This is a genomic window from Synechocystis sp. LEGE 06083 (assembly GCF_015207725.1).
GTDB lineage: Bacteria > Cyanobacteriota > Cyanobacteriia > Cyanobacteriales > Microcystaceae > Synechocystis > Synechocystis salina.
In genome coordinates this window covers 1-3978 of the sequence record NZ_JADEWJ010000319.1, presented here as the reverse complement: position 1 = coordinate 3978, position 3978 = coordinate 1, and the positions used below count along the sequence as shown (strand labels likewise).

The following is a 3978-nucleotide window of genomic DNA, read 5'->3' as shown; positions in this document are numbered from 1 at the left end:
CTCACCAAGCCCCCCAGCGCCGAACTCAAACCAGGGCAGGTAGACGCCGACTCCCTTCCCCCCTACGATATTTTGGATGGCATCCTCGGCAGATTAATTGAAAAACACCAATCCCCCCAGGAAATTATCAACGCTGGCTTTGAACGGGAAACTGTACTAAAAATTTTCCAATTAGTGCAAAGATCTGAATTCAAACGTCGCCAGGCCGCCCCGGGTCTGAAAGTCACGGATCGGGCCTTTGGCAGTGGTTGGCGCATGCCCATTGCCCAAGCGTTCCATTCCCAAAACTGTTAATTGCAGCAGCAAAGCCGCACTCCAAGGAGGAATTAGTCTGTAATGATCATTGAATTTTCTCCCTGGACTACGTTAGGATTTAATGAATGTAAAGAAAATATTAAGCGTAGTCCAATTGCTTCCAAACTTGGCATCTAAGCTTGGTGTTTGTCTAGGATAACTTAATTGCATTTATTTAAAAATCGATAACTTTACTCTTTTTGGAACAAATAAATGTTATGAATTCCTCGCTTTACCGTGGTGATAAAATCTACCATTGGTTCCTTACCTCCTCACTAAATTTTGTTTTCTCACCGCAAGCAATGTTGGACAATTTGTCACAATGGTTTCGTAACTTTCTTATCCCAAATTTTAGTAACAAATCCCTGACCGTACATGGGGTTAATAAGGTTGTCAACTCTGCGCAATCTAACCACCCAATTCAAAACCTAGCCTGGGAAATGGCCCATTCCCTAGAGCAGAACAAATTTCATCTCCATTACCAACCGCAAGTTGACATCAAAACTGGAGCTTTATTGGGAGTCGAAACCCTCATTCGTTGGCATCATCCCCGCCTGGGCTTGATTTCCCCCGCCGAGTTTATTCCCATTGCTGAACAAACTGGCTTAATTGTCCCCATGGGTTACTGGGTGTTACAGCAAAGTTGTCTTCAATACCAACGCTGGCTTTCCCAGGGCATTCCTCCTTTCAAGTTATCGGTCAATTTATCCCTGCGTCAATTACAAGAAACAAACCTAGTAACCGAAATAAAAAATATTGTTAGCCAAACTAAAATAAATTGCCAACAAATCACCCTAGAAGTAACAGAAAGTCTTATGCTCTGCGAACCAGGGGAAACAATTCACCATCTCAATCAACTAAATGATATGGGCATACAAATTGCCATTGATGATTTTGGTGTCGGCTATTCCTCCCTCTCCTACCTGAAGGATTTACCTCTCCAGACGTTAAAAATTGATAAATCCTTCTTAGATGACCTTTTGACCAGGGAAAAAAACCAAGTAATTCTCCAAACCATTATCGAACTGGGGCACCGCCTAGGCTTGAAAATTATTGCCGAAGGAGTAGAAAGTTCAGAACAGCTAGCTGTGCTCAAATCCATGGATTGTGACTATGGTCAAGGTTACCTATTCAGTCGCCCTTTAACGGACCAAGATGCTACTGCCCTTTTCAGAACATCATCCTTTTTGGATTCCCGCCCCCTGGCCACAGTTTAAATAATTTATCTTTAATATTTTTATTAATGCTTCAATATCCCATGGATTTTATCGGTAGCTTTAGACTAAATTCGCCCCTCAATCTGGCTAAATTAGCCCAAACAGTCGAAGTCTTAGAAATCAAATAAGGCACAATACCATTAAACAATCAGCCAATTGCTCCGCTAATTAACTAATTTCAACATCGTCAATTTCTATCCACCGTCCGACCACTATAATGAGCAATTCAGTTTTGTCCGCCTCTTCCCCAGGTAATGTCCAAATTCAGCAGGCAATCCCCGCCAAGCTCCTCTATGCCCTTGTTAACCAAAAAACCAGCGGCAAACTAGTGGTGCAAAACCCCTTTGACGAGTTTGTTTATTGGCAAGTGTATTTAGGGGATGGTCGTATTCACCTGGCTAACAGTGCCAACGGTTGTTCAGAAAGACTCAACTATTTGATTGGTAGCACCCTCCGTCAGAGGGGTATCGAACTGCCGTCGAGAATTGCTGACGATTATCTTTTTCTTTCCGGATTATGGAAAAAGGATGTTTTTTCCTTTCAGCAAACCCGTTCGATTTTGACCCAAGCCAGCCAAGAAGCCTTAGTTCAGGTGCTTTCTTTACCCAAAACATCCTATCGTTTTAACCAGGAAAAAGAACTGAGCGAACTGTTTTTAAATTTAGAGTTAGAAAAAACCATTACTCCCATTAAGCATAAAATTCGCTACTGGTGGGAACTAAGATCCTATATTAATTCGCCCTTCCAGCGACCTCTAGTGGAAAATTGGCTTAGTTTGCGCCAAAATCTGGTAAAAAATAACCTCCATGGCCAACATTGGTTAAGGCGCTTTCACACTTGCTTGGAAAATTTAAATTGCTTGTACGAAATTGCTGGACATTTAGAAATCAGTACTTTGGAGCTGGCACTGATGTTACAGCCCATGGTCAAGACTGGTGAGATTAAAATGCTCCCCTATCAAGAAATTCAAACGGACGATCGCTATTTGGTGGCTTATGTTGACCATAGGGAAGCTCACCAACGCATGATGGCCTATTCTTTAGGAAAAGAGGGCTATCGAACTTCAGTGTTAGAGGATCCCTTCCGAGCCTTGACAGTTTTGTTGAATTCTCCTCCCGATCTGATTATTATAAATACTGACCTGCCCGATATGAACGGCTATCAGCTCTGTTCGTTTTGTCGTAAGTCAAATCAACTTAAAGATGTGCCAATCCTACTATTGGGTAAAGGAGACAATTTAATCAGCGGTATCCGTACCAAACTTTGTCAAGCGTCTGGGTACTTGAGCGAGCCTTTTGTACCTGAGGAATTACTTGGTCGGTTGGCAGAATTTATTCCCACTAATAAAACCAACTCCTGACAGCTTTTCTGGGTTATGGGCAGACAGTTTGAGGGGATTGATTTCACTTTTCAGCCACTGTTCTTCTCAATCCTAATCCAGACAGCAATCCAAAATATTACTAATCCTAAAATTATAAAGTAGCTAAAAGCTAAGCACAAAAATGAGTTTGTATCGTTTGATTTACAGCAGTCAGGGCATTCCCAACCTACAGCCCCAGGATTTAAAAGATATTTTAGCATCTTCCCAAAGAAATAATCCGGCCAATGGCATTACCGGGCTGCTCTGCTACAGCAAGCCTGCTTTTCTACAAGTGTTGGAGGGGGAGTGTGAACAAATCAATGAAACCTATCACCGCATCGTCCAGGACGAGCGTCACCATACCCCCCAAATCATTGAGTGTGTACCGATTAAAAGCAGAAATTTTGAAGTTTGGTCTATGCAAGCCATCACGGTGAATGATTTGTCGACAGAGCAAGTCAAGACGTTGGTGTTAAAGTATTCCGGCTTTACCACCTTACGCCCTAACGCCATGGATCCGGAACAATGTCTTAATTTTTTGTTAGACATTGCCAAAATTTATGAATTATCCGATAACTTTTTCCTCGACCTTTAGGAGGCTGTTGTGAACTACCCCGACTCCCTTGCGCTGAAGTTGGAGCTTCCTATCCAAAGAAAAGCTCTCTACCCCAAGGAGTAGCGAGCCTTACATTCTGACAATAGGCGGAATCCTCCGTTCCAGAGTTAAAAGCGTTAATTTTTCACCTCAATCCCCAAACATTGGGGGACTTTGAATCCTATTTGCCTCAGAATTGAGGAGGCAGGGTGGCTTTGCAGTTCCCCCCTAAGAGCTAATTTCTAAAGTATAGTTAATTAGGATAATTATGAGACGTTAAGCTATGCAGTAATCTTGAATAACCTTATCTATGCTAGTACCAGGAGGTGCGTACATTCTCGCCCTCTTTAATGCACTAAAGTCATGCTCTATATCATTCAAATCCGGAGAATAAGTTGGCAGAAATAACACAATGTGTCCTGCAGACTCTACTATTTCCCTAATCCTTTTTTTTCGATGAATGGGGGCGTTATCCATAATCAGCACCGACGTCATTGTCAATGCTGGTATTA

General features: G+C 42.3%; 4 protein-coding genes and 1 pseudogene. 4 read left to right on the top strand and 1 reads right to left on the bottom strand.

Annotation, left to right across the window (positions count from 1 at the left end):
* From IQ219_RS17640 to IQ219_RS17625, 4 genes and pseudogenes are all read left to right on the top strand, one after another.
* Window positions 1-294, top strand: a pseudogene (locus IQ219_RS17640) (NAD+ synthase); the annotation flags it as partial.
* A gap of 440 nt (window positions 295-734) precedes the next feature.
* Window positions 735-1511: a bifunctional diguanylate cyclase/phosphodiesterase gene (locus IQ219_RS17635; RefSeq protein WP_228017301.1), complete on the top strand. Its 777-nt coding sequence runs from the start codon at window positions 735-737 to the stop codon at window positions 1509-1511.
* Between the two features lie 217 nt (window positions 1512-1728).
* The gene (locus IQ219_RS17630) at window positions 1729-2871 is read left to right on the top strand and encodes a response regulator (RefSeq protein WP_194019346.1); all 1143 of its coding nucleotides are present in this window, start codon (window positions 1729-1731) and stop codon (window positions 2869-2871) included.
* Between the two features lie 142 nt (window positions 2872-3013).
* Window positions 3014-3466: a BLUF domain-containing protein gene (locus IQ219_RS17625; protein WP_194073471.1), complete on the top strand. Its 453-nt coding sequence runs from the start codon at window positions 3014-3016 to the stop codon at window positions 3464-3466.
* 276 nt (window positions 3467-3742) lie between these two features.
* On the opposite strand, the gene IQ219_RS17620 is transcribed toward IQ219_RS17625, so the two are convergent.
* A partial coding sequence (locus tag IQ219_RS17620; RefSeq protein WP_194073470.1) for a transposase occupies window positions 3743-3978 on the bottom strand: 236 nt, incomplete at its 5' end.

What these genes read in the sequence shown, in the direction of transcription:
- IQ219_RS17635 (WP_228017301.1), top strand. Translation starts at nt 735, where the DNA reads ATGGCCCATTCCCTAGAGCAGAACAAATTTCATCTCCATTACCAACCG.
- IQ219_RS17630 (WP_194019346.1), top strand. Translation starts at nt 1,729, where the DNA reads ATGAGCAATTCAGTTTTGTCCGCCTCTTCCCCAGGTAATGTCCAAATT.
- IQ219_RS17625 (WP_194073471.1), top strand. Translation starts at nt 3,014, where the DNA reads ATGAGTTTGTATCGTTTGATTTACAGCAGTCAGGGCATTCCCAACCTA.